The organism is Marinobacter sp. X15-166B, assembly GCF_001752365.1.
Taxonomy (GTDB): Bacteria; Pseudomonadota; Gammaproteobacteria; order Pseudomonadales; family Oleiphilaceae; genus Marinobacter.
Genome location: NZ_MEIY01000001.1, coordinates 71,107 through 95,978, shown reverse-complemented (window position 1 = coordinate 95,978; position 24,872 = coordinate 71,107). Strand labels below are relative to the sequence as shown.

The 24,872-nt window shown below is 60.8% G+C and carries 24 protein-coding genes; 11 read left to right on the top strand and 13 right to left on the bottom strand.

What is annotated here, in order from left to right; translation table 11 throughout:
* Window positions 1-10: 10 nt before the first annotated feature.
* The gene (locus BG841_RS00455) at window positions 11-925 is read left to right on the top strand and encodes an ROK family protein (RefSeq protein ID WP_070055864.1); all 915 of its coding nucleotides are present in this window, start codon (window positions 11-13) and stop codon (window positions 923-925) included.
* 10 nt (window positions 926-935) lie between these two features.
* On the opposite strand, the gene BG841_RS00450 is transcribed toward BG841_RS00455, so the two are convergent.
* Together BG841_RS00450 and hisD are read right to left on the bottom strand one after the other, a co-directional pair.
* Complete coding sequence (locus BG841_RS00450) at window positions 936-1,718, bottom strand: SDR family NAD(P)-dependent oxidoreductase (protein ID WP_198929141.1); 783 nt, start codon at window positions 1,716-1,718, stop codon at window positions 936-938.
* 54 nt (window positions 1,719-1,772) lie between these two features.
* Entirely contained in the window at window positions 1,773-3,080 is a 1,308-nt protein-coding gene (hisD, locus tag BG841_RS00445; RefSeq protein WP_070055863.1) for a histidinol dehydrogenase, read from the bottom strand.
* 170 nt (window positions 3,081-3,250) lie between these two features.
* On the opposite strand from hisD, the gene BG841_RS00440 reads away from it, so the two are divergent.
* The 7 genes from BG841_RS00440 (at window position 3,251) to BG841_RS00410 (ending at window position 10,153) form a co-directional block, all read left to right on the top strand.
* Window positions 3,251-4,900 carry an AMP-binding protein gene (locus BG841_RS00440; RefSeq protein ID WP_070055862.1) on the top strand — a complete coding sequence of 550 codons (1,650 nt, stop codon included), beginning with the start codon at window positions 3,251-3,253 and terminating at the stop codon, window positions 4,898-4,900.
* On the top strand, window positions 4,897-5,313 hold the full coding sequence (locus tag BG841_RS00435; RefSeq protein WP_070055861.1) for a PaaI family thioesterase: 417 nt from the start codon (window positions 4,897-4,899) through the stop codon (window positions 5,311-5,313). Before BG841_RS00440 ends, BG841_RS00435 begins: the two co-directional genes overlap by 4 nt.
* An 86-nt stretch (window positions 5,314-5,399) precedes the next feature.
* Window positions 5,400-6,194 (top strand): ABC transporter ATP-binding protein, encoded by a 795-nt coding sequence (locus tag BG841_RS00430; protein WP_070055860.1) that lies wholly within the window; start codon window positions 5,400-5,402, stop codon window positions 6,192-6,194.
* Complete coding sequence (locus BG841_RS00425) at window positions 6,191-6,913, top strand: ABC transporter ATP-binding protein (protein ID WP_070055859.1); 723 nt, start codon at window positions 6,191-6,193, stop codon at window positions 6,911-6,913. The genes BG841_RS00430 and BG841_RS00425 overlap by 4 nt, the downstream gene beginning before the upstream one ends.
* Window positions 6,914-6,967: 54 nt before the next feature.
* Window positions 6,968-8,182 (top strand): ABC transporter substrate-binding protein, encoded by a 1,215-nt coding sequence (locus BG841_RS00420; protein ID WP_070055858.1) that lies wholly within the window; start codon window positions 6,968-6,970, stop codon window positions 8,180-8,182.
* A 97-nt stretch (window positions 8,183-8,279) separates the two neighbouring features.
* On the top strand, window positions 8,280-9,167 hold the full coding sequence (locus BG841_RS00415) for a branched-chain amino acid ABC transporter permease (RefSeq protein ID WP_070055857.1): 888 nt from the start codon (window positions 8,280-8,282) through the stop codon (window positions 9,165-9,167).
* Between the two features lie 2 nt (window positions 9,168-9,169).
* Window positions 9,170-10,153 carry a branched-chain amino acid ABC transporter permease gene (locus BG841_RS00410; protein WP_070055856.1) on the top strand — a complete coding sequence of 328 codons (984 nt, stop codon included), beginning with the start codon at window positions 9,170-9,172 and terminating at the stop codon, window positions 10,151-10,153.
* A 58-nt stretch (window positions 10,154-10,211) separates the two neighbouring features.
* Here BG841_RS00410 and BG841_RS00405 read toward each other — a convergent pair whose 3' ends face one another.
* From BG841_RS00405 to BG841_RS00395, 3 genes are all read right to left on the bottom strand, one after another.
* Window positions 10,212-11,897: an AMP-binding protein gene (locus BG841_RS00405; RefSeq protein ID WP_074454263.1), complete on the bottom strand. Its 1,686-nt coding sequence runs from the start codon at window positions 11,895-11,897 to the stop codon at window positions 10,212-10,214.
* Between the two features lie 53 nt (window positions 11,898-11,950).
* The gene (locus tag BG841_RS00400) at window positions 11,951-12,529 is read right to left on the bottom strand and encodes a peroxidase-related enzyme (RefSeq protein ID WP_070055855.1); all 579 of its coding nucleotides are present in this window, start codon (window positions 12,527-12,529) and stop codon (window positions 11,951-11,953) included.
* 69 nt (window positions 12,530-12,598) lie between these two features.
* Window positions 12,599-13,015, bottom strand: coding sequence for a MerR family transcriptional regulator (locus BG841_RS00395; RefSeq protein WP_070055854.1), 417 nt, complete (start codon window positions 13,013-13,015; stop codon window positions 12,599-12,601).
* 210 nt (window positions 13,016-13,225) lie between these two features.
* Between BG841_RS00395 and BG841_RS17205 the strand changes: the two genes are divergently transcribed.
* Complete coding sequence (locus tag BG841_RS17205; protein ID WP_228141553.1) at window positions 13,226-13,669, top strand: fibronectin type III domain-containing protein; 444 nt, start codon at window positions 13,226-13,228, stop codon at window positions 13,667-13,669.
* A 3-nt stretch (window positions 13,670-13,672) separates the two neighbouring features.
* Here BG841_RS17205 and BG841_RS00385 read toward each other — a convergent pair whose 3' ends face one another.
* The 4 genes from BG841_RS00385 to BG841_RS00370 all read right to left on the bottom strand — a co-directional run bounded on the left by BG841_RS00385 (window position 13,673) and on the right by BG841_RS00370 (window position 20,072).
* On the bottom strand, window positions 13,673-15,313 hold the full coding sequence (locus tag BG841_RS00385; protein ID WP_070055853.1) for a sensor histidine kinase: 1,641 nt from the start codon (window positions 15,311-15,313) through the stop codon (window positions 13,673-13,675).
* 79 nt (window positions 15,314-15,392) lie between these two features.
* Entirely contained in the window at window positions 15,393-17,060 is a 1,668-nt protein-coding gene (locus BG841_RS00380; RefSeq protein WP_070055852.1) for a FecR domain-containing protein, read from the bottom strand.
* A gap of 1 nt (window position 17,061) precedes the next feature.
* A complete protein-coding gene (locus tag BG841_RS00375; protein ID WP_070055851.1) occupies window positions 17,062-17,787 on the bottom strand; it encodes a response regulator transcription factor in 726 nt (241 codons plus the stop codon).
* 116 nt (window positions 17,788-17,903) lie between these two features.
* Window positions 17,904-20,072, bottom strand: coding sequence for a DNA topoisomerase 3 (locus BG841_RS00370; protein ID WP_070055850.1), 2,169 nt, complete (start codon window positions 20,070-20,072; stop codon window positions 17,904-17,906).
* A 160-nt stretch (window positions 20,073-20,232) separates the two neighbouring features.
* Here BG841_RS00370 and BG841_RS00365 point away from each other — a divergent pair, with 160 nt between their 5' ends.
* Window positions 20,233-20,565, top strand: a complete 333-nt coding sequence (locus BG841_RS00365; RefSeq protein WP_070055849.1) for a BolA family protein — start codon at window positions 20,233-20,235, stop codon at window positions 20,563-20,565.
* Between the two features lie 17 nt (window positions 20,566-20,582).
* Window positions 20,583-21,206: an L-threonylcarbamoyladenylate synthase gene (locus tag BG841_RS00360; RefSeq protein ID WP_070055848.1), complete on the top strand. Its 624-nt coding sequence runs from the start codon at window positions 20,583-20,585 to the stop codon at window positions 21,204-21,206.
* Between the two features lie 30 nt (window positions 21,207-21,236).
* On the opposite strand, the gene BG841_RS00355 is transcribed toward BG841_RS00360, so the two are convergent.
* The 4 genes from BG841_RS00355 to BG841_RS00340 form a co-directional block, all read right to left on the bottom strand.
* On the bottom strand, window positions 21,237-21,875 hold the full coding sequence (locus tag BG841_RS00355; RefSeq protein ID WP_070055847.1) for a hypothetical protein: 639 nt from the start codon (window positions 21,873-21,875) through the stop codon (window positions 21,237-21,239).
* Between the two features lie 103 nt (window positions 21,876-21,978).
* The gene (locus tag BG841_RS00350) at window positions 21,979-22,836 is read right to left on the bottom strand and encodes an ABC transporter permease (protein WP_070055846.1); all 858 of its coding nucleotides are present in this window, start codon (window positions 22,834-22,836) and stop codon (window positions 21,979-21,981) included.
* Complete coding sequence (locus BG841_RS00345; RefSeq protein WP_070055845.1) at window positions 22,833-23,714, bottom strand: ABC transporter permease; 882 nt, start codon at window positions 23,712-23,714, stop codon at window positions 22,833-22,835. Before BG841_RS00345 ends, BG841_RS00350 begins: the two co-directional genes overlap by 4 nt.
* On the bottom strand, window positions 23,711-24,862 hold the full coding sequence (locus BG841_RS00340) for an ABC transporter ATP-binding protein (RefSeq protein WP_070055844.1): 1,152 nt from the start codon (window positions 24,860-24,862) through the stop codon (window positions 23,711-23,713). The genes BG841_RS00345 and BG841_RS00340 overlap by 4 nt, the downstream gene beginning before the upstream one ends.
* Between the last annotated feature and the right edge of the window lie 10 nt (window positions 24,863-24,872).

Genomic DNA, 24,872 nt, shown 5'->3' with positions numbered 1-24,872 from the left:
GGAGTGCTCCATGCACAGTGACTGGTTGATAGGGGTGGATCTGGGGGGCACCAAGACCGAAGTCTTGCTGATGGACCGGCACAGCACCGAGCATTACCGGCAACGGCGGCCGACCCCCGCGGGGGATTACCGCGCCACGCTGGAAACCATACGCACCTTGGTGCTGGCGGCCGAAGCCCGGGCCGGCGTCAGCGGTTTGCCGGTGGGGGTGGGCATCCCCGGCAGCGTGTCCGGGGTTACCGGGCGGGTGAAGAACGGCAACTCCACCTGGCTGAACGGGCAACCCATGCAGGATGACTTGCGCGCACTGTTGCAACGCCCGGTCACCCTCACCAACGACGCCAATTGCCTAACGTTGTCGGAGGCCACCGATGGCGCCGGTAAAAACCGGCACGTGGTATTCGCCGCCATTCTGGGGACCGGCTGCGGGGCCGGTATCAGTGTGCAGGGGCGGGTGCTTAGCGGCCCGAACGGCGTGGCCGGCGAATGGGGCCACAACCCGCTGGCCTGGACCCCGCAAGCGGAGTTGGCGCAGCGCCCCTGTTTTTGTGGCCGCTATGGCTGCAACGAAACCTTTCTGTCGGGGACCGGATTGTCGCGCACGCACCAGCTGCTGCACGGTGAGCGCACGTCCGCCGAGCAGATTGCCGAGCGGGCCCGGCAGGGGGACCCGGACGCGGGTGCCACCCTGAAGCAGTATCTGGATCATCTGGCCCGCGGTGTGGCGGCGGTGATCAATGTGCTGGACCCGGACATCATTGTGCTGGGGGGCGGGCTGAGTAATGCCGGGCAACTCTATCGGGACTTGCCCCCCAGGTTGTCGGCCTACGTGTTCGGCGGCGAGTGCTCCACGCCGGTGGTCCGGGCCGTCCATGGGGATTCCAGTGGGGTACGCGGTGCCGCCTGGTTGGCGCGACCGCAGTAACGCTCCGCTGTTACTGGGCGGTCCAGCCGCCGTCCACCTTCAGTGAGGTGCCGGTCACCATGCGCGCCGCATCGCTGGCGAGGTAGAGGGCCGCCCCGACCACATCCTCGATCCGGGCCATGGCGCCCAGCGGGATATTGGCCACCAGCGCGGCCTCTTTTTCGGGGGTGTCGACGATGTTGCGCACCAACGGGGTATCGACAAACGTGGGGCAGAGGGTGTTCACCCGGATGCCGTCGCCGGCCAGTTCGACCGCCATGGCTTTGGTCAGCCCTTCGACCGCGTGCTTGGTCATGCAGTACACGGTGCGCTCGGGCGCGCCCACATGGCCCATCTGCGAAGAGACGTTGATGATCACGCCGCCCTGGCCGGGCCCGTTGGCGCGCATTTTGGCCACCGCCGCCTGGGCGGTCACAAAGCAGGCCCGGACGTTCAGGTCGAGCATGGCGTCCAGGTGCGCATCGCTCACCTCGAGGATGGGTTCCGGGTAGTTGGTACCGGCGTTGTTCACCAGTATGTCCAGTTGTGGCAACCCCTGGATCAGGGCCCGGATGGCGGCGCTGTCGGTTACGTCGCACACGCTCACCCGGGCGTCGCCGCCGCGGCTGCGGATCAACTCGGCCACCTCGCTCAAGGTGTTTGCGGAGCGCCCCACCAATATCAGGCTGGCGCCCGCAGCGCTCAGCGCCAGCGCAATGCCTGCGCCGATGCCGCTCCCGGCGCCGGTGATCAGGGCGACTTTGCCGTCCAGCTGAAACGTCGGCAGGGTCATTGAGTCCAGTTCGTGATTCATTCAGTCTCCTTGGTGTAGCAGGGGGCTGGCGGGTGCCCCCGGATGATGGGCGGGTTACTCAACGATGCCCGCGTAGGGTACGTCTTGCTGACCGTAGCGACGTACGCGGATGTTGGCTTGCTCGCCGTGGCCGGCGAAACCTTCCAGCGCGCACAATCGCGAGGTGTAGGCGCCAATATGCGCCGAGGCCTCATCGGTGGTTACTTTCTGGTAGGTACAGGTTTTCAGGAATTTGCCCACCCAGAGCCCGCCGGTGTAGCGCGCCGCCTTTTTGGTGGGCAGGGTGTGGTTGGTGCCGATGGCCTTGTCTCCGTAGGCGACGTTGGTGCGGGGGCCTAGAAACAGGGCGCCGTAGTTACGCAGGCGGTGCAGGAACCAGTCCGGGTCCCGGGTCATGACCTGCACGTGCTCAAAGGCAAGTTCGTCGGCAATGCGCAGCATTTCTTCGTCGCTGTCGGCGACGATCACTTCACCAAAACTGTCCCACGCCTGACGGGCAATGGGGGCGGTGGGGAGAATGCCCAGCAGGCGTTCCACCTGCGCCAGGGTGTCGCGGGCCAGATGCTCCGAGGTGGTCAGCAGGATCGCGGGGGAATCGGGTCCGTGTTCGGCCTGCCCCAGCAGATCGGTGGCGCAGAGTTCTCCGTCCACACTGTCATCGGCAATCACCAGGGTCTCGGTAGGACCGGCAAACAGGTCGATACCCACCCGGCCAAACAGTTGCCGCTTGGCTTCGGCGACGAAGGCGTTGCCGGGCCCGACCAGCATATCCACCGGGGTGATGGTTTCGGTGCCCAGGGCCATGGCGCCGATCGCCTGGATGCCACCCAGGCAATAGATTTCGTCGGCGCCCGCCATGTGCTGGGCGGCGACTATGGCGTGGGCCGGCTTGCCGTTGAAGGGCGGCGCGCAGGTGATGACTTTTGGTACGCCCGCCACCTTGGCGGTAATCACCGACATGTGGGCGGAGGCCAGCAGCGGGTATTTGCCGCCCGGAACGTAACAGCCGGCGGCGTTCACCGGGATGTTTTTATGGCCCAGAATCACCCCGGGCAGCGTCTCGACCTCGATGTCCTGAATGGCAGCGCGCTGGTGCTCGGCAAAGTTGCGCACCTGGGCTTGTGCGAACTCGATGTCGGCGAGGTCGCGCTTGGACAACCGGGCGTAGCAGGCCTCGATTTCCGCCTCGCCAAGGCGATAGCTGTCCCGCTCCATCTGGTCGAATTTGATCGCCAGTTCGCGCACGGCGGCATCGCCCCGGGCTTCGATGTCGGCCAATACTTTTTCGACGGTGTCACGGACGTTGCGGTCTGCAGCCTGGACCGCCTGCGCGGTGCTGCCTCGTTTCAGCCATTGTGCCATGGGTGAATTCCTGTTGTTATGGTTAATGGTTTTGGCAAAAGCCGGTAAGACTGTGCCGCAAATCGGGCCTCTCGCCGTGGCGATTCGCCCGAAGATTCTATATACGTTGTTTGCAGCCTGTGCTAAATCTTCAACCGTACATTCAACTATAACAAGAGCAGGAGTTGAAAATGAGCCTTCCGGAATACTCTGACGTCTACCCTAACTTCGATCCTGCCGCGCTGGAAGCGGACATCCTGGATGGCAGTCTGGAACGCGGCCTGAACGTCTGTCATGAGATCTGCGACAAGTGGGCCACCGACCCCAAGCGCGTGGCGCTCTATTACGAAACAACCGACGGCGGCGACGGTGTGCTCACCTTTGCCGAGCTGCAGCGACAGGCCGCCCGGTTTGCCAACTACCTGACGTCGCAGGGCATTGGTAAGGGAGATCGGGTGGCGGGCTTGTTGCCCAGAGGCCCGGAACTGCTGGTGGTCATTGCGGGAGCCTTGCGGGCCGGCGCCGTGTATCAACCGTTGTTTACCGCGTTCGGGTCGGGCGCGATCGAATACCGGCTGGAGCGTGCCAGCACCAGGCTGGTGGTGACCGATCCGGCCAATTACCCCAAACTCACTGAGGTAAAAGACTGCCCGGCGGTGCTGTGCATCGACGCCGCACAGGTGGGTGCGGGCATCGCCGATTTTCAGGAGACCCTGCAGGCGCAGCCAGCGGAGTTTGAGCCGGTGATGATCAAGGGCACCGAGCCGTTTTTGCAAATGTTCACCTCGGGCACCGTGGGCAAGTCGAAGGGCGTGGCGGTGCCGGCCCGGGCGTTGCTGGCGTTCTACGTGTACATGAAATACGCCATCGACCTGCGGGACGACGACGTGTTCTGGAACGTGGCGGATCCGGGCTGGGCCTACGGTCTGTATTACGCCGTGGTGGGTCCGCTGTTGATGGGGCATGCCACCCATTTCAACCCGGGGGCGTTTACCCCTGAATCCACCTACGACATGATCCGCAAATATAAAATCACCAATCTGGCGGCGGCCCCGACGGCCTACCGTTTGCTCAAAGCCAACGATCAGGTGCTGCCGGCAGGGGAGAACCTCGGTCTGCGGGTGGCCAGCAGTGCCGGCGAGCCCTTGAACCCGGAAGTGGTCAGCTGGATCCAGAACCGCCATTTCTGCCCGGTGCTGGATCATTACGGGCAGACCGAAACCGGCATGACCTGCTGCAACTTCCACGCCCTCGAGCACCCCAAGCGCCAGGGTTCCATGGGGTACTCCTCACCGGGGCACAAGGTGGTTGCGCTGAACGAAAAAAATGAGGAGGTGGGCGAGGGGGAAGTCGGCCAGATTGCCGTCGATGTCAAGGCGTCGCCCTTGTTTCATTTTGACGGCTACACCTGGGGCGAGAAAGATCCGTTCGTGAAGGGTTACTACCTGACCGGGGATATGGCGGTGTGCCACGGCGATGGCAGTTTCTCGTTCAGTGGCCGTGACGACGACATCATCACCACCGCCGGCTACCGGGTGGGTCCGGCGGATGTGGAAAGCACCTTGCTGGAGCACGCCGCAGTGGCCGAATCGGGGGTGGTGGCCAAACCTGATGAGAAACGCGGCTCGATCATCAAGGCCTACGTGGTGATCAAGGCGGATCAACAGCCCGCGGACGATCAGGTGCTGCGGGACGAGTTGCAGGAGCTGGTGCGCCGGCGGCTGTCGACCCACGCCTTCCCCCGTGAGATTGAATTTGTCGATGAGCTGCCCAAAACACCCAGCGGCAAGATTCAGCGTTTCGTACTGCGTAACCGGGCAAAGGATGAATCCAGTTCATGAAAATCACCTTGGAGGAGTTGGACCGGTTTCTGCGTGAGCAATTTCCTCAAGGGGCCGCCTACGGCAGCTTGAGGAAACTGGGTGACGGTTGGGCGGAGATGGCGCTGGACGTGGACGACGGGCATCTGCGACCCGGTGGCACCGTATCCGGGCCGGTGATGATGGGGCTGGCGGACGTCACCGTCTACGCAGCCCTGTTAAGCCGGATCGGTTTGGTGCCGCTGGCGGTCACCGCCAACCTGAATATCAATTTTTTGCGCAAACCGGCCGCCCATACGCCAATCTGGGCGAGAGCAACTATGCTGAAAGTAGGGCGTACCATGGCGGTGGGGGAGGTGTTTGTCTATTCCGAAGGCTCGGACGAGCCTGTGGCCCACTCCACGATGACTTACTCAATACCGGCAAATAAATGAGAAATACATATTGACGTCAACGTCAACGTCAATTTAGTCTGTAGGCAGAATAATGCGTACAACAATAACAAAAGGTAAATTGGCTCATGAGTGACCAATACGTGCTGGAGACCCGAAACCTGGTGAAGGAGTTCAAAGGTTTCGTTGCGGTCGACGACGTGAATCTGCAGATTCAGAAAGGCCATATCCATGCTCTGATCGGCCCCAACGGGGCCGGTAAGACCACCGTATTCAACCTGCTCACCAAGTTCCTCATCCCCACGCGGGGGCAGATACTCTTCAAAGGCGAAGACATTACCGCCATGAAATCCGCCGCCATTGCCCGAAAGGGCATGGTGCGCTCGTTTCAGATCTCGGCGGTGTTTCCCCACATGAGCGCGCTGGAAAATATCCGGGTGGCGCTGCAAAGCCACGAAGGCAGCTCGTTCGCCTTCTGGAAATCCGGCGCGACCCTTAACCGGCTCAATGAGCGCGCCATGGCGCTGCTGGACTCGGTGGGGCTGACCGACTTCGCCAACACCACCACCGTGGAACTGGCCTACGGGCGCAAGCGCGCGCTGGAACTGGCCACCACGCTGGCGATGGAGCCGGAAATTCTGCTCCTCGATGAACCGACTCAGGGCATGGGCACCGAAGACGTGGACCGGGTGGTGGAACTGGTGCGCAAGGCCGCCCAGGGACGCACGGTGCTGATGGTGGAGCATAACCTGAGCGTGGTCTCCAAGTTGTGCGACCGAATTACGGTATTGGCGCAAGGGGCTGTGCTGACCGAGGGCGATTACAGCGCCGTGTCCAACGATCCACGGGTGCGGGAGGTGTACATGGGAACCGGTTCGAGTGGAGAGCGGGGCGCGGTTACAGAGCAAGGGGCCCCACAATGAGTTACGTCACGGCAAAGCAAAACGAACAACTGCGTATCTCAGCGCTCCACGCGTTTTATGGCGAATCCCATATTCTGCATGGCATCGAGCTGGTGGTGAAACGCGGCGAACTGGTGACCCTGCTCGGGCGGAATGGCGCCGGGCGGAGCACCACCCTCAAAGCGATCATGAACATGGTGGGCCGGCGTACCGGATCCATCATGATCAACGGCGAGGAGACCATGGACCGCGCCCCTCACAACATCGCCAGGCTGGGGGTCGGGTATTGTCCGGAGCACCGGGGCATTTTTTCGTCGCTCAGCGTGCAGGAAAATCTGATGTTGCCGCCGGTGGTGCGCAGCGGTGGCATGAGCCTGGAAGAAATCTACACCATGTTCCCCAATCTGTACGAGCGCCGCTTCAGTCAGGGCACCAAGTTGTCGGGGGGCGAACAACAAATGCTGGCGCTGGCGCGCATCCTGCGCACCGGTGCCAACATGCTGCTGCTGGATGAAATTACCGAGGGGCTGGCTCCGGTGATCGTCGAAAAACTGGGTGAAGTCCTGGTAGCGCTTAAAAAACAGGGGCTTACCATTATCTTGGTGGAGCAGAATTTCCATTTTGCCGCGCCATTGGCCGACCGACATTACGTGGTTGAGCATGGCCGGATTGTGGAAGAAGTCAGTGCCAATGAGCTGCAGGCTAAACAGTCGGTGCTGGACGGCTATTTGGGCGTTTGATTCTGGATAGCAACAAAAACTACAACAACGCAACAAAGTTCCGGAGAACGAAGAATGACAATGATGAAAAAAATCCTCACCTCAGCCGTTGCCTCAGCCCTGCTGGTAGGGGGCGCCCAAGCCGAAATCAGCGACAATGCCGTCAAAATCGGTTATCTGGCCGACATGTCGGGCACCTATCGCGATCTGGCCGGCCCTAACGGGCTCAAGGCCCTCGAAATGGCGGTCGCCGATTTCGGCGGTACCGTGAACGATGCCCCCATCGAAATTTTCACCGCCGATGACCGCAACAGTCCGGATGTTGCGTCCAGCACCGTCCGCCGCTGGATAGAAAACGATAAGGTCGATATGGTGGCCGGTCTGGTGGCTTCCTCGGTCACCATTGCGGCCACCAAGGTCATCGAGGAGAACGGCAAGCTGGGCCTGGTGAATGGCTCCGCCGCATCCAGTATCACCAACGAGCACTGTACCGCCAACCACATTCACTACACCTACGACACTTACCCCCTGTCGGTCGGCACGCCCACGGCGATCGTCAAGGAAGGTGGCAAGTCCTGGTACATCCTGACCGCGGATTACGCGTTCGGGCACTCCCTGGAGGCGGACGTCACCCGCATGGTGGAAGCCAACGGCGGTGAAGTGATCGACACCATCCGCCATCCGTTCCCGACCCCGGACTTCTCATCCTTCATCCTGCAGGCGCAGGCTTCCGGTGCCGACGTGGTCGCCCTGGCAAACGCCGGTGCGGACACCACCAACGCCATCACCACCGCCTCGGAATTCGGGTTAACCCAGTCGGGCCAGACGCTGGCCGCGTTGCTGCTGTTTTTGACCGATGTGCACGCTTTGGGGGCAGAGACCGCTCAGGGGATCCAGCTGACCACCGGCTGGTACTGGGACATGAACGAAGAGGCCCGTGCGTGGGCTGACCGGTTCATGGAAGAAACCGGCGTTCGGCCCACCATGGTGCATGCCGGTGTGTACTCCAGCACCATGCATTACCTGAAAGCGATCGAGGCAACGGGTTCCGACGACGCCCAGGTGGTGCGCAAGCACATGATGGACACGCCCATCAACGACATGTTCGCCAAGAATGGCCGCATTCGTGAGGACGGCCGCATGGTGCACGACATGTATCTGGCGCAGGTCAAAACACCGGAAGAGTCGACCAGCGAATGGGATCTGTACAAGATTCTGCGCACCATCCCGGCGGACGAGGCCTTCCGTCCGCTCTCAGACAGCAAGTGCAAGCTGGTCAGCAACAACTGAAGCGCGGGCGCGGGAGCCGCCGGTGCTGGCCGGTGCGCTCCTGCTGCACCAAGTCATCATCTGAGTGCACGTCCGTGCTGTATTTGGAGTTAAAGACATGACCATGATTTTCGGCGTCCCCATGGCAGTGTTGTCCGGCCAGCTGCTGATCGGAGTGATCAACGGTGCGTTTTATGCGCTGTTGAGTCTCGGGCTGGCGGTGATCTTCGGCCTGCTAAAAATAATCAATTTTGCCCACGGCGCCATGTACATGCTCGGTGCCATGATCACGGTCATCATGTTCGACGCCCTCGGCATCAACTACTGGGTGGCGCTGTTTCTCGCCCCGGTACTGGTGGGCATCGCGGGGATGCTCATTGAGTATTTTCTGTTGCGCCGCATTGCCGGGCAGGACCACATTTACAGCCTGCTGCTGACCTTCGGGGTGGCGCTGATCATCCAGGGGGTGCTCACCAACATTTACGGGGTTTCCGGTCTCCGGTATGTCATGCCGGATGTGTTCAAGGGGGGCGTCAATCTCGGCTTCATGTTCATGCCTTACTACCGGGCCTGGGTCATTGTGGTGGCGCTGCTGGTGTGTTTCGGCACCTGGTACATGATTGAGAAAACCAAGCTGGGCGCCTATTTGCGCGCCGGAACCGAAGACTCCCAGCTGATGCAGGGCTTCGGGATCAACGTGCCGTTGCTGGTCAGCCTCACCTACGGGTTCGGGGTCATGCTGGCGGCGTTTGCCGGGGTGTTGGCCGCGCCCATTTACTCGGTCACCCCGGTCATGGGATCCCACATCCTGATTGTGGTGTTTGCGGTGGTGGTTATTGGTGGTATGGGCTCCATCGGCGGGGCCATTATCACCGGAATATTCATGGGCGTCGTGGAAGGACTGACCAAAACGTTCTACCCGCCGGCCTCATCGGCGGTGATCTTCCTGGTCATGGTGGTGGTGCTGATGATCCGACCCAGTGGCCTGTTCGGTAAGGAGGCGTAATCATGAGTCAGTCCGATATCCAGAAAACCATCCTGGCGCAACAAAAAAGTGAGGATCGCAGAAAACTGATCCTCAACACGGTGCTGCTGGTGCTGTTGCTGCTGGCACCCTTTGCGATATACCCCGTGTTTCTGATGAAAATCCTGTGCTTCGCGCTGTTTGCGGTGGCCTTCAACCTGCTGTTCGGGTTCACCGGCTTGCTGTCGTTCGGCCACGCAGCGTTTCTGGCGACCGGCGGTTACACCACGGGTTACCTGCTCAGTAATTACAGCGGTCTCACCACGGAGATGGGCATTATTGCGGGAACCCTGGTGGCAACTGCGCTCGGGTTGGGGTTTGCGCTGCTCGCCATTCGCCGCCAGGGCATTTATTTCGCCATGGTGACCCTGGCGCTGGCCCAGTTAGTGTTCTTCTTTTTCGTGCAATCCGAATTTACCGGCGGTGAGGATGGCCTGCACGGCATACCCAGAGGAACATTGCTGGGCGTGATCGATCTGGAAAACAACCTGAACATGTATTACTTCGTGCTGGCGGTCTTTCTCGGCTGCTACCTGCTGGTGCAGCGGATTATCAGCAGCCCCTATGGTCAGGTGTTGAAGGCCATCAAGCAGAACGAACCCCGGGCCGTGTCCCTGGGCTATAAGGTGGACCGCTACAAAATTCTGGCTTTTGTGATCTCTGCAGCACTTGCCGGTCTGGCCGGTTCGATGAAATCGGTGGTGTTCGAGCTGGCATCCCTGAACGATGCCCACTGGCACATGTCCGGTGAGGTCATCCTGATGACACTGGTAGGCGGTATGGGGACCTTGCTGGGGCCGGTGGTGGGCGCCATGTTTGTGGTTAACATCGAGTATCAGCTGGCTCAGGGGCCGCTCAGAGACTGGGTGGACCCCATTCTCGGTGTCATCTTTGTGGTCACCGTGCTGGCGTTCCGGGGCGGTATTGTGGGCGAGGTGCAGAAGTTTGTGAGGAAGAATATGGGCTAGCAACCCAGGCCCTAAAAAAAGACCCCGGCTGTGCCGGGGTCTTTTTTTGTTCGGGTGGTTACTTCAAGCCTAATTCCTCAATGGAGATTTCCCGCATTTTGAATTTCTGGATCTTGCCGGTCACCGTCATCGGGAATTCCTCCACGAACTTGTAGTTGCGGGGAATCTTGAAGTGGGCAATTTTGCCCTTGCAGAAGGCGATCAGCCCGTCGGCGTCCACCGGCTCAGCACCGGGACGCAGTTTGACCCAGGCGATCAGCTCCTCACCGTACTTCTCATCGGGTATGCCGGTGACCTGAACTTCCTCGATGGACGGATGGGTGTACAGAAACTCCTCGATTTCTTTCGGGTAAATGTTCTCGCCGCCCCGAATCACCATGTCCTTGATGCGACCGACGATCTGGATATAACCCTCATCGTCCATCACGGCCAGATCCCCGGTGTGCATCCAGCCCGACGGATCAATGGCTTCGCGGGTTTGCTCTTCATCGTTCCAGTATTTAAGCATCACGCTGTAACCCCGGGTGCACAGTTCACCCACTTCGCCCCGGGGCAGGACGTTGCCGGTGCCCGGGTCGACAATTTTGGTCTCCAGATGCGGCTGGGTGCGACCCACCGTGGTGACCCGTTTGTCGAACGGATCGCTGGCGCTGGTCTGGGTGGACACCGGACTGGTTTCGGTCATGCCGTAGGCGATCTGCACTTCGTTCATGTTCATCTTGCTGTTGACCTGTTTCATCACCTCCGCGGGGCAGATGGAGCCCGCCATGATACCGGTGCGCAGGGTGGACAGGTCGTAGGAGTCAAACTCCGGCACCGCCAGTTCGGCGATGAACATGGTGGGTACTCCGTAGAGTGCGGTGGCCTTCTCCTGATGCACCGCCTGTAGCACCGCTTGGGGCTCAAAACTTTCCCCGGGGTAGATCATGGTGGAGCCGTGGGTGATGCAGCCCAGATTGCCCATCACCATGCCGAAGCAGTGGTACAACGGCACCGGAATAACCAGCCGGTCGTGCTCCGTCAAGGTCTGGCTTTCGCCCACAAAGAAGCCGTTGTTCAGAATGTTGTGGTGGGTGAGGGTGGCTCCTTTGGGGTTGCCGGTGGTGCCCGAGGTGAACTGGATGTTGATGGGGTCGTCGAATTGCAGCTGACTCTGCGTCTTGTGCAGGGTGTCTTCGCTAACCTGATCCGCAAAACCAATGAACTCGGCCCAGCTCCACATGCCGGCGTGTCGCTCGGTATCCAGGTTGATCACCGCGCGCAGCTCGGCCACGCGCTGGGCCTTGAGCTCGCCCGGGGTGGCGGTTTTGAGTTCGGGGGCCAGCTCATACAGAGTGTTGCGATAATCGGACGCTTTAAACCGGTCGGCGGTGACCAGGACGCTTATGCCCGCCAGGTTCATGGCGTACGCAAGTTCATGCAGCCCATAGGCCGGGTTGATATTAACCAGAATGGCGCCGACCTTGGCGGTGGCAAATTGAGTCACCGTCCACTCATAGCGGTTGGGCGCCCAGATGCCCACGCGATCTCCCCGTTTAACGCCAATTGTGAGAAAGGCCCGGGCCGCTTCGTTGACCTTGGCCAGAAACTCCTGGTAGGTCCAGCGGATATCCTGATGCAGACACACCAGGGCTTCGGTGTCGGGGTAGCGGGCGGCGGTGCGATCGAGCATGTCGCCGATGGTCATGCCCAGCAGGGGGGTGGTGGAGGTACCGCTGGTGTAGCTTGGAAGAGTCTGGCTCATTAATCTGCCTCTGGCTGGTTGTTGTGGGGGAAGTCTGAGCGGCGCCGGAACGCTTATCGGCTCTGGCGGTGATACTCAGGGTTTGGCTGCATGTCGCTGGCAATCGCCACGCGGTTCGACATGTTGTAGAAACCGATGACGTTGCTCAGATCCCAGATTCCTCGATCGCTGAAGCCGGCATCCCGCAGTGCCTGCACCTGATCGTCCGCCACGGTTGCGGGAGAGCAGGTAAGGTGAGAGGCGAAATCCAGCATGGCACGCTGGCGTTTATCCAGTTTAGCAGACCGGTAATTCATCACCAGATGCTCACCCAGAGCGGGATCACCGCTCAGCACGCGCACGGCCGCGCCGTGGGCAACCAGGCAGTAGAAGCACTTGTTTTCTGACGACACCACCACTGCAATCATTTCCCGTTCCAGCTTGGTGAGTTCGCTGTCCCCCAGCATCAGTTCATTGTAAAGGCGGGTGAAGCCGTCCAGCTGTTGCAGGTTCTGGCTGTAGGCGGTGAGCACGTTGGGAATCATGCCCAGTTTTTCCATGCAGATATCAAAGTACTTCCGCACATCCTCGGGCAGGTCTTCCAGTTGGGGGATGGGGAGGTCCAGAGCGACTGGGTTGTTGTTCTTGGTCATGTCAGGTCCTTTCGGTTGCAGGGTCCGGCCCGGGTGCGAGCGGTTAACCTGTGTGCGTGAAGCGGTGGCTCATCCGTCGGAGTCCGTTACTGCTGGTTTGTTTTGCAGCTCGGCGAGGGCGGCCCGACACCGGGATTCCGCGGTGTCGATTTCCATTTCCGCCATGGCAATGTCGTCTTTTTGTTGCTCAAGGTAAGCCCGTTTGTCGGCCAGTATGGTCAGCATTTTCTTAAGCTGTTTTTCGCTACCGGTGGGGGTTTCGTCCCACAGATCAAACAGCTCTTTGGACTCCGCCAGCGAGAAGCCCATGCGCTTGCCCCGGAGAATCAGTTTCAGGCGGACCCGGTCTTTGGTGCTGAAAACCCGAGTCTGCCCCCGCCGGGAGGGTTTCAGTAATCCCTGATCTTCGTAAAAGCGGATGCTGCGGGTGGTGACATCAAACTCTTTGGAGAGTTCGCTGATACTGAACGTGGTCTTTGGCGCCATGGCGTGGTCCTTTTTTAATCAATACTAATTCAAGTTGACGTTAACGTAAACAAATTCGGGCGTCGGTTTTTGCGCTGTGTCCACAAACGCGGGTATACAAACTGTGACGAAAATACGACGCTTATTAACCTTTTTGGAGTCATTTTAAACATCAGTTTTGCGCGGCTTTCTATAGGATTGCGCCAAATCGACGAAATACTGGTGTTTTTAATGCTGTTTAGAGTCAATAAATTGTTCTGCCGGCTTGTGCTTGCCGGTGTTCTGGCGGTCGGGCTCGCTGGCTGCGGCGACGGCGGGTCCGAAACCACCACCGTGCCAGACAAGGTGGTGACCCCCGGCGGCGCGGGTATAGCGGGTGCCGACTCTGACGCCGTGGACGCGGATTACTCCGCGTTGCTGTCCTGGGAAGCGCCGTCCCAACGGGTCAATGGTGAGTTTATCGACCCCTACGCCCTTGGCAGTTATGTCATTCGCTACGGCCGCGACTCGAATGATCTCGATCAGCAAATCGTCCTGCCCAATGATAACCCCAACGTACAGATGAGTTACCGGGTCGCCAACCTCGCCAAAGGCGAATGGTTCTTTACGGTCCAGGCGGTGGACGCGGATGGGTTGATGAGCGCACCCTCGGCCGTTGTCAGCAAGCGGATTTAACCATCAGCCGGGCGGCAGGTCGGCGATGGGCAGCTTGATGGTGAATACCGAGCCCTCGCCCAACTGGCTGGTCACGTCGATGTCCCCCCGGTGCTTTTCCACCACCACTTTCACGAACGACAGCCCCAGTCCGGCGCCGTGGCTGCCGGAGAGCTCGCTGCTCTTCTGCCGCCGGTAGCGCTCGAACAGGAAGGGGAGCTCGTTTTCAGCGATGCCGTTGCCTTCGTCGGACACCGTGAGGCACGCCTGATAACCCGCTCGGAAAACCTGAACGGTGACCGTGGTGCCGGGCGCACTGTACTGCACGGCGTTGGTGATCAGGTTGATGACGGCGCGCTCCAGCAGTTCGGCGTTGCCTCGCAGCCAAAGATTTTCGCAGCCTTGCAGATTCAGGGTGAGCCCCCGCTCGGAGGCCTGCTCGACCACGCTGTCCCGCGCATTTTCGGCAATTTCCAGCAACTCGCATTCGTAGAAGCGGGTTTCAGTGAGTTGTTCGGCCCTTGCCAGTTGGACGAACTCCTCCGCCAGTTGATAGCTGCGTCGCGCCAGTTTGCCCAGCTGCTCCAGCTGTTCGGGCTGAACCGTGCCCGGGGTGCGCTTCATCTGCTCGATCAGGGCAAGTTGTGAGACCAGTGGCGAGCGCACATCGTGGGAGATGAAATCGATGGTTTCCCGGTGTTGGCGCTGCTGTTCCCGCAGCTGTGTGATATCGGAAATGTTGGCAATGAGGCCTTTCTGATCGTCGCCTCTGGGGACGAAGGGCGCTAAATGGATCAGGTAATCCTTGCCGCGGATATGCAAATCAACGGTGTGGCTCTGGCCCAGAGTCAAAGTTTCGGCGACGGTCTCCTGCCACGGTGGGATTTCCCGGGGGTCGTGGCCCTGCAGCAGGCGCAACAAAGGCATGCCAATGAGACTGATGCGCGGCTCGTTGAACCAGGTCTCGATGTGCCCGTTGGCGAACTGAATAATGCCGAGTGCGTCGGTGACAATGATGCCATCCGGCATGTGCTCGAAACTGCGGTAGGTAAACTGCTGCATGCTGCCCATGCGTTCTGTTGCCAGCCGCACCCGTTCGATATCAGTGCACAGGTGTTGGCGGGCAACGGTGGGGCGAGGGTCGGCGGAGTGAGCCTGTATTTGCAGTCGCTGCAGGTAATGCTGGTAGGCGGCGCAGTGCAGATCGTTGCCTAGCACCAGGCCCAGTACATAGCGGTGGTTACCCCGCGTCAGCTGAACCCAGCTCTGGTTGCCGTCATGGAGCCAGGTCTCGGGGGCGTGCAGGTGGGGAACGTCGGCGCTGTCCAGCTTGCAGGACGCCAGCAGCTGGCCATCACGGGACAGATACCAGCCGTGCGGTCTCAGCAACTGGCGGAGGTGTTCGAGAATGCTTTCGGGGCGACGCTGGGTCACCTCCGGCAGGTTGATGTGGGGGCTTTGGTCCAGCTGGTCCAGTTGCCGGCGGAGGAACCGCTGGGTCTGTGCTGTGCGCCAGGCGTACCACAGCGGAAACCCAAGGCAGGGCATCAGCAGCGCCAGCGAGACGACGAGCCAGATGGCGCCAATCAGCTGCAGGGCAGCGGCACCGGCAACCAAGACCGCGATGGCGACGGCGCACCCTAACAGCGTGATTAACAGTGACAAACCCAATACCCGGCGAGTGTTACGTTTTGGCTTCCAATCCCTCGTCATGAGTATGGTTTTGCTTTCGGTTGATGGCTAATTAGTCGATATACAGCTCCCTGCCGGGTCCCCAGCGACTGGAAATGGGACCGTTTGAGACTGCTTTGACGCGCACAAAGTATCGTCTTCCGGGGATCAGGCGCAAGGCGGCTGTGGTGTTGGTCACCGTTGCCTGTCTGACGACGCGTGCGAATTTAGGGTCTTCTGACAACTGAATCAAGTATTCTGAGGTCGTATCGACTTCTTCCCAGTAGATTCGCACCTGGCTCTCGCTGTATTTGACGTCGGTGATCCGGGTGGGTGGCAAGCTGCCGTTGACCAGCAGGGTCCGGGTGGCGCTGCTGGCGGCGGAGGTGCCGCCCGCTTCGGTGGCCACCCGCCAGTAATACTGCCCCGGCCGCAGGGCGGTGGTGGGCCGGGCGGAGGTGGTGGTGGCCCATGCACTGGTGGCCAGCAGGTTGTCGAAATCCGGTCCGTCGGCAATCTCTACTCGCGCCACTTCGTTGTTGCCCCGGAAGCGCCAGGAGAATGTGGGCCGGTCGTCGTCGGTGCTGGCGTCGTCTTCGGGTGACAGCAATTGCGCGCCCTTGGCCAGCAGTTCCACCTCGAACGAGGCGGTGGCGGGCATACCGGTGACACCGGCATGGCTCAAAGCGGCCACCTCAACCTGGTACTGGCCGTTGCTCAGCTGCGTTAATGTGAAACGGTCGGCCGGCACGGTTTCGCTGCGCAGCCAGCGCCCATGGGGACCGGCGAAGAGGTCCAGCTGGTAACGGTCGGCACCCTCGTGAGCCCACTTGAGGGTCAGGGGCAAAGAGGTTACCGGCGCAGTCGGAACGGCGAGCGCAGGTGCCGGCGGGCGTTGGTAGATACGCAGGTCGCCGGGGGAGCGGTTATCAATGGTGGCACTGTAGCCGGCCGGAATATGGTGCAGCTTGCCGGGGGTTCCGAACGCCACCAGACCGTCGGTCACCTGCACCCGGGTAACGCCCGGCTCGGTTTGCAGGGTAAAAGCCGTACCGCGCACGCTGGCGAGGGCCGACGGGGTTTCGATTTCAAAGCGGGAGCCATCTTCCTCCAATGGCTGAACGGTGGTTTGCAGGCTGCCCTGCTGGAGGCGCAGGCGGGTATCTATCATGCCCTGCTTGCCAAATTGGGTCAGGCGGTTGAATGTCAGACGGGTGTCGGGGCCCAGGCGCAGGGTGGAATTGTCTGCGAGGACGATGGTGGTGGAGCCTGCATGGGAGACCACCTCGTCACCGGCGCGGATCAGTTGATTCTCAATCAATGGCCGGACGCGCCCGGTGGCACCGGAAATAAGCTGGGCCCGGCCGTCCACACCTTGGGCCCGCGCTGGCCCGGGGCGGCGCTTCAGCCACGCACGCGGTATGCGCAGCGCGTCGCCTTTGGTCAGCGCCGTCTCGGTGGACAGGCGGTTGTAGGTGCGCAGTTGTTGGCTGGTGTACTGTTTCGCGAGCAAGGAGGCGGCAATATCTTCCAGTTGCTCGTCGGCTCCGACGGTATAGGTCCAGTCGGACGTCTGAGAGCCGCTCAGGCCTGTGCCTGCACCGGACGCATGGAACTGGGAGCCTTGCGCGACGGGCAACGCGGCCTGCACCGGCAACGTCAGCAGCGAACCGAGCACCGCCAGGGGGGCAACAATCCTGCGGACCCGTGCAGACCGGGACAAGGGATACACGGTGGACATATCAGGCAAGTTCGGCGAGGTGAGCAATACCGTTGGCGGCCACGGTGTTCGTGGTTTCCAAACGGTAGCCGCGCTGGTAAATGGTTTTAATCCGAAAACCGTTGTCCGGGTTGAGCCCGAGGCGGCGGCGCAGGCGACTCATGTGGGTATCCACGGTGCGGGTGTTGATGTCACGGGTAAACCCCCAGACCCGCTGCAACAGGACATCCCGACTCAGCAGGCGTCCTTGGTTCTGGAACAGAAACAGGGCGAGGTCGAAATCCTTGTCGGTGAGCGTCAGCGGTTCGCCGTGGAGGCTGATAGAGCGTGCCTGAGTGTCAATCACAAAAGGACCGAACACCAGGATTTGCTGGGCGTTGTCCGGGTTGACCCGCCGGGCCAGAGCGCTGATGCGTGCGGGCAGCTCGGCAGGACGGGCCGGTTTGACCAGGTAGTCATCGGCCCCCGCGTCCAGCGCGCGCACTATGTCTTCCTCGCTGTCCCGCTGGGTCAGAAATATGATGGGTACGGGCCAGTCCAGCCGGGCGCGAACCGCCTTGAGTACGTCGATGCCGGTCATGTCCGGAATCTGCCAGTCCAGAATCAACAAATCGTAGCTGCCATGCAGGACCGCACTGATAAAAGTTTCCCCGTTCGGGAAGGCGTCGCACTGATAATCGCGCTCTGTCAGCATTGCCTGAATATGCTGGGCCTGTTCCTGCTCGTCTTCCAGCAACGCAATATGCATCCTGTGTACTCCATGAATTCATTACGGTCATTGTGTCAAAACATCGACACCCGATCAGTGTCATTGTGTAGTGTTGCGTAAACATACTACAAATCGGCGCCCCGGGGGCTTGAGGTCTACGGCTTGCGCGCAGCCAGCACCGGCTGGCCGTTGTTGTCGTCTGCGGTATGGCGGCAGCCCGGATAGGCACTGCACCCCCAGAACCAGCCCTTTTTGCCTTTTCTCCGAACCAGAGGGGAAAAGCAGTGGGGGCAGGGGATGGGCTTCTGGCTGGTGCCATCCTGCGGCAACCCTGTGTCAACGGGGCGGGTGCCGTTGCAGTCGGGAAAGCGGGTGCAGGCAAAAAACTCGCCAAATTTGCCGTCCCGTTTACGCATGGGGGCGCGGCACTTGGGGCAGTGGACGGCGGGCGGCAGGCCTGTCTCTGGCTGCCGGGTGGGGGGTGCCTGCGGGACAGTGATGAACCCGGACACCTGCCGCTGAATGTCGTGAATAAAGGCGTGCGGATCGCCACTGCCCTGGCAGATGGATTCCAGAGTGGCTTCCCAGATGGCGGTGATGTCGGGCTGGCGGATGCTGTCCGGCAGGGCATTGATCAGTGAGTGGCCTTTTTCCGTGGCGCGAATGTAGCGGGCGTCCCGATACAGGTAATCACGCTTGAACAGCAATTCGATGATGTTGGCGCGGGTGGCCTCGGTGCCGAGGCCGTCGGTGTCCCGCAGTGTTTTGCGCAATTCGGCGTCGCTGACAAACCGCGCGATGTTGGTCATGGCCGCCAGCAGGGTGGCGTCGGTAAAGTGTTGCGGTGGTTTGGTGGTTCGTTCCTGCACCTGCGCGCTTTCGCACAGCACAGGGGCATCGATCTGCAGACGGGGCAGGGGCGCCCTGGCGGTGTCTTTGCGCTGGTCGCGCTGACGCAGTTCCAGCGTCTTCCAGCCGGGTTCGGCAATGGCCGTTTCGGAGGCCCGGAATTGGTGCTCGCCGATGGCCACCGTCAGCCGGCCTTCGCGATGTATGGCGGCGGTACAGAACTGCATCAGGTAAAACCGGCTGATCAGGTTGTACACTTTGCTTTCGGCGTCGTTGAGCGGGCCGCTGGGGCGGGTGCGCGCGGTGGGAATAATGCCGTGGTGGGCGTCCACCCGCGCGCTGTTCCAGGCGGCGGACTTCAACTCTGGATTCACGTGCTCGCACGCAGCCGCCAGCGGGCTGCTGACCCGGCCAATGGCGGCGATCACCGCCTCGCGCTGCTGGAAATGTTCATCCGGCAGGTAGCGGCAATCCGAGCGGGGGTAGGTGATCAGCTGGTGTTTTTCGTACAGGCTCTGGGCGGTGTCCAGCACCTGCTTGGCGCCCATGCGAAACAGGCGGCCTGCTTCGATCTGCAGGGCCGACAACGACAGGGGCAAAGGCGGCGCTTCACGGCGATCGCGAAACCGGGCCTCGGTGACCTTGCCCGGTCGTCCGCTGACCTCGTTGCTGATCAGCCGGGCAATGGCCGGGTCGGTCAGCCGGTCTTCTTCGTCCAAATACTGCCGGTAGCGCTCGTCCGCCTGCCAGCGAGCGCTGAAGCATTGCTCCGGGCTGCCGTGCTCAACCTCCCAGACCTGCGCAATGACAGGGTAGTAGGCCCGGGGGGTGAACGCCGCGATGTTCTCATCACGCTGCACCACCAGCCCCAGCACCGGTGTTTGTACCCGGCCCACCGAGTAGACCCCGTCCGCACCCTGTTGGCGATACATCAGGGTGTAATAGCGCGTCAGGTTAAGGCCGTACAGCCAGTCCGCCCGTTGCCGGGCCAGTGCGGAATCCGACAGCCGCTGGAATTCTGCGTTGTCGCGGGGCCGATGGAGGGCCTGGGCCACCGCTTTGGGCGTCAGGTCGTTGATCAGCACGCGCTGCACCGGGCAGGACGCGCTGAAATGGCGGATCACCTCGTCCACCAGTAACTGGCCTTCCCGGTCCGGGTCGCCGGCGTGAACAATCAAAGTGGCCTTGCGGATCAGTGACCCCAGAATCTGGAGCTGTTTTTTGACGCTGGTTTTGGGCACCAGATCCCAACGCTCGGGCAGCATCGGCAGATCGGCCAGGCTCCAGTGCTTCCAGCGGGGATCGTAATGGCCGGGTTCCGCCGGCTCCAGCAAGTGACCGATGCACCAGCTGACGGTGCTGGCCTCGGCACCTGTGCCGCACCGTATCCAGCCGGTGCCCTGTTGCATTGGGCCGGGAAGAGCAGCGGCAATGGCGCGGCCGAGGCTTGGTTTTTCGGCAATGTATAGACGCATGGATTCTTCAAAGTTGGTGGATGATCAGCTACACGGGGTGGCACGGCGGTAATCTACCGGCCCTGAAGATCCCCTGCCGGCCCGGTTGTGTCAAGCCGGAGTTCCGCTAGTGTAGTAGACTTATGGGATTACCGACTGATAGACCCAGGAGAGGTGTTGTATGTCAGTGCAGCAAACGATCGAACAGAAGTTAAAACAGGAGTTTGAAACTGTGCATCTGGTGGTTGAGAATGAAAGCCACATGCACAGTGTGCCGCCCAATTCGGAAACCCATTTCAAGGTCACCCTGGTGTCGGAGACCTTTGAGGGGCAGGGGCGGGTCAAGCGCCATCAGGCGGTGTACAAAGTGCTGGCGGATGAATTGGCCGGGCCTGTGCATGCGTTGGCTTTGCACGTGTTTACTCCCGGCGAGTGGGAGCAGCGGGGCGGTGTGGTTGCATCGTCACCGGATTGCATGGGCGGATCAAAAAATGATCCTGCAGTTCAAGCTTAAGGGACAGGGAACGCATTATGAGTCAGTATTTCCAGATTCACCCGGACAACCCCCAGAAGCGTCTGGTGAGCCAGGCGGTGGAGATTCTTCGTCGCGGTGGCGTGATTTGTTACCCGACCGATTCCGGCTACGCCCTGGGGTGTCATTTGGGCGAGAAAGAGGCAACGGACCGGATCAAGCGGCTCAGAAAACTGGATGACAAACACAACTTCACCCTGGTGTGCCGGGATCTGTCCGACGTGGGCGTGTACGCCAAGGTCAACAACGTGCAGTACCGCCTGCTGAAGACCTACACCCCAGGTGCTTACACCTTCATCCTCGACGCTACCAGCGAAGTACCCCGGCGGTTGCTGCACCCGAAGCGCCGCTCCATCGGGTTGCGGGTGCCGGACAATGCCATTGTCCGGGCGTTGCTGGGCGAGTTGGGGCAGCCCATCATGAGCAGCACGATGATCCTGCCGGGCGAAACCGAACCCATGACCGATGCCGAAGAAATCCGCGAGGCCATCGGTCATCAGGTGGATCTGATCATTGACGGCGGTTTCTGCGGTATGGAAGCGACCACCGTGGTTAACATGCAGGGCGAAGTGCCCGAGGTGGTGCGGGTTGGCAAGGGTGACCCCGAACCGTTTCAGTCTTGAGTGGCGGCCCCCGGTTAACGGGACCGGGGGTCAGGCCCGGGCGTTCAGGCGCACCGCGTAAGTGTGTTGCGTCGCCCGGGCTTCCGCCTGCAAATTGCCCAGCGTCTGCCGCAGATTGTCGTAGCGGTGCACCAGATCCCCGAGCCCGTTGAATTGCTGATTGTCGCTGACCAGGGCATCCAGCAGCGAGTTATTGACCCCGTAAGCCTGATTCAGTTTCAGGGCAGTATCGACAAAGGTCAGGGCCGGTTCAGTGACGCTGAGGCGCGCAAACGCCTGGCGAAAGGCCTTGTCGTTATTCAGGTCCTGCTCGATCTGGAGTTTTTTGTCCGCGGGTATGCCCCCGGCCAGGATCAGCGCGCCGCTGTCGGATTTGCTGACGGTCACCTGGGTATCGGGGTGCAGCCGGTACTCGGCAAGTTTGTGCCGCAGGGTTTCCTTGAGCATCACCGTGTCCTGACCAACATCGGATTTGTATTGATGCACCGCCAGGCGGGATGCCGCCTTGGTTGCCACCCCCCCGGATAAAGTCACGCTGTCCGTTGCCTGCGCCTCGCCTGGCTTGCCAACTGGTGGCTCCGCTTTGTGCGTCGCAGCCGCCTGCGCACGCTGGCCGGATGCCTGCGACAGACTGGCGCCGATGCGAGCCAGCGAGTTCATTAATGACATGGCAAAAACCCTCCGGTGTCGATGTGAAAAGGGCAGAGAACGGTTCCCTGGAGTAGGTGAAGCAGGATTCGGGCCAAAATTGGTTTTGGGGTGTTTAACGCTGTCAGGCCTTCTCGGGCCGCTGCACAAACAGGGATCCCAGCGCCAGGCAGGCCGATCCGAGCATCAGCAACACCGACACCGCATTCAGCACCGGCGTTGAGCCTTCCCGCAGGCGGTCGAACATGGCGATGGTGAGCGGCGCCTCCGAACCGACCAGCATCAGCGTGGTGTTGAAATTTTCAAACGACATCAAGAAGGCCACCACCGCAGCCCCCAGTAATGCCGGTCGCAGGAACGGCAAGGTCACCGTGGCGATGGCGGTCAGCCGGCTGGCGCCCAGGTTCATGGCGGCTTCTTCCAGGGTGAGGTCGAACTTGCGCAGACGCGCTGAAATCACCAGGGTGGCGATGGTGGTGATGAACGCAAACTGGCCGAGGGAGACCAGCACCAATCCGGGCCGCAGCGCTTCCAGTTCCACCTCAAACTGCACCTCAAACCAGTTGGCCACGGTGCTGCTGAACACCAGAATGGACACGCCGAGAATGACTCCGGGGATCACCAGCGGCATCAGCATGAGTACATAAAGAAAGTTTTTGCCGGGGAACTGCTCCCGTTCAAACAAAAAGGCGTTACAGGTGGCCAGCGCCAGGCTCGCCACCGTGGTGACCACCGCCACCTGCACACTGACCACGATGCTGTCGAGCAGGGCGTGGTCGTGGAGGAGGCCGAGGCGCGGACTGCGTGCGCCCAGATACCAGTCCAGGGTGAATCCCTGCCAGGGCAGGGAGGGAAACAGCGAGTCATTGAAGGAAAAGGCGGCCACCACCAACAGCGGGGTGATCAGAAAGATAAAAAACAGCCCCACATAACAGCGGTAAGACACCCGGTAAAAGCGGCTGCTGGAGAGAGAGGGGATCATGACATCACCCGGGTAAATGACTGCTTGGTCAACTTCAACCCCAGCCACACGATCAGCGACGACAGAATCAGCAGCAGAATGCCAAAGGCCGCACCCTGTTCCCAGTTGAAGCGGGTAATGAACTGGGTGTAGATCTGCTCGGTGAACCACAAGCTGTCTTTGCCCCCCAGCAGGGTCGGCGTCAGGTAGTTGCCGAGGGTCAGCATGAACACCACAATGCAACCGCTCATGATGCCGGGCATGGCGTGGGGGATGACAATGTTGGTCATCACCTGCCAGCCGTTTCCCCCCAGATCGTAGCCGGCCTCAATCAGGCTGTTGTCCAGACTGTCGAGGGTAGTGACCAGAGGCACCACCATGAACAGCATGGACGTGTAAATCAGCCCGATCATAATGGCGACGTCGTTATACAGCAGCTCGACCGGTTGCCCGGCGAGCCCCAGCCACTGCAGAGCCCCGCTGATGAGGCCGGTTTCCCGCAGCAGGATCATCCAGCCGTAGGTGCGCACCAGTTCGCTCACCCAGAACGGAATCAGGCACAGGATAAACAGCGCGATTTTGGGCCGGCCGCTGAGCACCTTGGCAATATAAAATGACACCGGGAAGGCGATGATCAGCGTCATCAGGGTGGCGATGATGGACATCACCGCGGTGCGTACAAAGGTGTTCCAGTACAGGGGCTCGGTAAAAAACGCGGTGTAATTGTCCAGGCTGAAGCCGTATTGTCGCGAGGCGATGCGCTCTCGCAGTGACACCAGCACCATGTCGACATGGGGCAGGATGATCAGCAAGCTCAGCCAGAGCACAATCGGTGCCAGCAACAGCCAGAACCCCAAGCGGAACTGGCTGCGGTTGCGGTGGAAGGACGCGCGGTTCACGGCACCGCCCCCGGGTGTTGCGGTGAGGTGGCGGCAAAGCACAGCCCCTGCCGTGCTTGCCAGCTCAGGTACACCGACCGGCCCGGAGTCAGTGCCTGAAAATCTGCGGTTTGGGGCAGGGCAGCCAGGAGCACTGCGCCTTCGGCCGTCTGCACCTGTATCTGGCTGCGCGCGCCATCAAACAGGATGCGCAAGACGGTTGCCGCCAGACAGTTGTCGGGGACCGGATCGGGTTTGCACACGCCGACCTGTATCACCTCCGGGCGAATGAACAGGGTGACGGGGGCACCGGGGGGCAGGGCAAGCTCGCTGTAGCACTGCAACTGCACGCCCCGCTTGGTCACTGTGGTGACGGTCTGGTCCGTCTGGGCTTGCACCGTGGCGGCAAATTGGTTGCTGTCGCCGACGAAGCTCGCCACAAAGGCGGTTTTTGGTTGATAGTACAGCTCCTGGGGAGTGCCTACCTGCTCGAAGCGGCCGTGGTTCATGACCGCCACCTGATCGGACATCACCAGCGCTTCGGACTGATCGTGGGTGATGTACACAAAGGTGGTGTTGAACTCCTGTTGCAGCCGCTTGAGTTCGATTTTCATTTGCTCCCGCAGCTTCAGATCCAGCGCTCCCAGGGGTTCATCCAGCAACAACACCGCGGGCTTCAGCACCAGGCAGCGGGCGATCGCCACCCGCTGCTTCTGGCCGCCAGACAGCTGATCGATGCGTTTTTTGCCATAACCCGGCAGGTGCACCTTGGTCAGCACCTCGTCGATCAGGGCGGCGTGTTGGCGTTTGGGGACGCCATTGCGTTTCAACCCATAGGCAATATTCTCGGCCACCGACATGTTTGGAAACAGCGCCAGATGCTGAAACACCATGTTCACCGGACGCTTGTTCGGCGGGGTATGCAGGACCGACCGGCCTTTGATGAGAATGTCGCCCGAGTCCGGTTGCTGAAAACCGGCCAGCATGCGCAGCAGGGTTGTTTTGCCGCACCCGGACGGGCCGAGGATGGAGAAAAACGCGCCGCGGGGGATGCTGAACGACACCTGATCCACCGCGGTAAACGCCCCGAACTGTTTGCTCAAGCGGGTGCAGGCAAGGTCGGCCTGCACCCGGGGTTCGGTCGCCGAAGCGACTGCATGATCCGACATAGACAGCAAC

Bases quoted from the DNA above. Each gene is read 5' to 3' on its own strand.
- BG841_RS00455 (WP_070055864.1), top strand. From the start codon at position 11: ATGCACAGTGACTGGTTGATAGGGGTGGATCTGGGGGGCACCAAGACC.
- BG841_RS00450 (WP_198929141.1), bottom strand. From the start codon at position 1,718: ATGAATCACGAACTGGACTCAATGACCCTGCCGACGTTTCAGCTGGAC.
- hisD (WP_070055863.1), bottom strand. From the start codon at position 3,080: ATGGCACAATGGCTGAAACGAGGCAGCACCGCGCAGGCGGTCCAGGCT.
- BG841_RS00440 (WP_070055862.1), top strand. From the start codon at position 3,251: ATGAGCCTTCCGGAATACTCTGACGTCTACCCTAACTTCGATCCTGCC.
- BG841_RS00435 (WP_070055861.1), top strand. From the start codon at position 4,897: ATGAAAATCACCTTGGAGGAGTTGGACCGGTTTCTGCGTGAGCAATTT.
- BG841_RS00430 (WP_070055860.1), top strand. From the start codon at position 5,400: ATGAGTGACCAATACGTGCTGGAGACCCGAAACCTGGTGAAGGAGTTC.
- BG841_RS00425 (WP_070055859.1), top strand. From the start codon at position 6,191: ATGAGTTACGTCACGGCAAAGCAAAACGAACAACTGCGTATCTCAGCG.
- BG841_RS00420 (WP_070055858.1), top strand. From the start codon at position 6,968: ATGACAATGATGAAAAAAATCCTCACCTCAGCCGTTGCCTCAGCCCTG.
- BG841_RS00415 (WP_070055857.1), top strand. From the start codon at position 8,280: ATGACCATGATTTTCGGCGTCCCCATGGCAGTGTTGTCCGGCCAGCTG.
- BG841_RS00410 (WP_070055856.1), top strand. From the start codon at position 9,170: ATGAGTCAGTCCGATATCCAGAAAACCATCCTGGCGCAACAAAAAAGT.
- BG841_RS00405 (WP_074454263.1), bottom strand. From the start codon at position 11,897: ATGAGCCAGACTCTTCCAAGCTACACCAGCGGTACCTCCACCACCCCC.
- BG841_RS00400 (WP_070055855.1), bottom strand. From the start codon at position 12,529: ATGACCAAGAACAACAACCCAGTCGCTCTGGACCTCCCCATCCCCCAA.
- BG841_RS00395 (WP_070055854.1), bottom strand. From the start codon at position 13,015: ATGGCGCCAAAGACCACGTTCAGTATCAGCGAACTCTCCAAAGAGTTT.
- BG841_RS17205 (WP_228141553.1), top strand. From the start codon at position 13,226: ATGCTGTTTAGAGTCAATAAATTGTTCTGCCGGCTTGTGCTTGCCGGT.
- BG841_RS00380 (WP_070055852.1), bottom strand. From the start codon at position 17,060: ATGTCCACCGTGTATCCCTTGTCCCGGTCTGCACGGGTCCGCAGGATT.
- BG841_RS00375 (WP_070055851.1), bottom strand. From the start codon at position 17,787: ATGCATATTGCGTTGCTGGAAGACGAGCAGGAACAGGCCCAGCATATT.
- BG841_RS00370 (WP_070055850.1), bottom strand. From the start codon at position 20,072: ATGCGTCTATACATTGCCGAAAAACCAAGCCTCGGCCGCGCCATTGCC.
- BG841_RS00365 (WP_070055849.1), top strand. From the start codon at position 20,233: ATGTCAGTGCAGCAAACGATCGAACAGAAGTTAAAACAGGAGTTTGAA.
- BG841_RS00360 (WP_070055848.1), top strand. From the start codon at position 20,583: ATGAGTCAGTATTTCCAGATTCACCCGGACAACCCCCAGAAGCGTCTG.
- BG841_RS00355 (WP_070055847.1), bottom strand. From the start codon at position 21,875: ATGTCATTAATGAACTCGCTGGCTCGCATCGGCGCCAGTCTGTCGCAG.
- BG841_RS00350 (WP_070055846.1), bottom strand. From the start codon at position 22,836: ATGATCCCCTCTCTCTCCAGCAGCCGCTTTTACCGGGTGTCTTACCGC.
- BG841_RS00340 (WP_070055844.1), bottom strand. From the start codon at position 24,862: ATGTCGGATCATGCAGTCGCTTCGGCGACCGAACCCCGGGTGCAGGCC.